At 51.0% G+C, this 1044-nt stretch carries 1 protein-coding gene; it reads left to right on the plus strand.

Translation table 11 applies throughout. The features are described from left to right. The coding region (locus R7035_RS25970; protein WP_318146416.1) for a gamma-glutamyltransferase family protein at positions 1 to 1044 on the plus strand (1044 nt) is incomplete at both ends.

Genomic DNA, 1044 nt, shown 5'->3' on the forward strand with positions numbered 1-1044 from the left:
TTAGTCGAACCACAGTCTTCCGGTATTGGTGGCGGCGCATTTTTGGTGTATTGGGATGGCGAACAACAAAAGCTCACCACTTATGATGGTCGAGAAACTGCGCCCCTTGCTGCAACCCCAACACTGTTTTTGGACGACCAAGGCCAGCCGCTGCAATTTTATGATGCCGTCGTAGGCGGACGATCTGTCGCGACGCCGGGCACCGTCAAACTGTTGTGGGATACCCACCAAAAATACGGCAAGCTGGAATGGAAAAAGATCATTCAGCCAGTGATCAACTTGGCTGAGGAAGGTTTTGCCGTCAGTCCTCGTCTCGCCAGTTTGATTGCCAACGACGCCGAGCGTTTATCACGTTTTCCGACCACAAAAGCGTATTTCTTTAACGCCGATGGCTCACCAAAAGCCGAAGGCACACGATTAAAGAATCCAGAATACGCGCAAACCTTGAAAGCCATCGCCAAACAAGGTGCTCAAGCCTTCTATCAAGGTGATATTGCCAAAGACATTATCGCAACCGTGCAAACTGCAGTGGGTAACCCGGGCGTGTTGGCACAACAAGATTTTGATACTTACCGCATCAAACAGAGAGAGCCCGTTTGTGCGGCTTATCAAAGCTACGACATCTGCGGCATGGGGCCACCAAGCTCAGGCGCGCTAACTGTCGGACAGATCTTGGCTATCACCGAGCAATACGATCTCAAAGGCTGGGGACCAGGCAGCGCCAAATCTTGGCAGGTCATTGCGGACGCATCTGGTCTCGCGTTTGCTGATCGCGGTAAATACATGGCCGATCAAGACTATGTACCCATGCCAACCGAAGGTTTGTTGGACAAAGACTATCTCAAACAACGTGCCGAGCTTATTCAGGTCGGCAAAGCACTGACGAAAGTGGAAGCCGGTAACCCACCGTGGTCACATGCAATGAATCTCAGTATGGATGAATCGATAGAACTTCCTTCCACCAGCCATTTCAATATCGTCGATAAGCAAGGCAATGTGGTTTCAATGACCCCCACCATCGAGAACGCTTTTGGCTCGCGCTTA

It is taken from the genome of Vibrio sp. 1731, assembly GCF_033339955.1.
Lineage (GTDB): Bacteria > Pseudomonadota > Gammaproteobacteria > Enterobacterales > Vibrionaceae > Vibrio > Vibrio alginolyticus.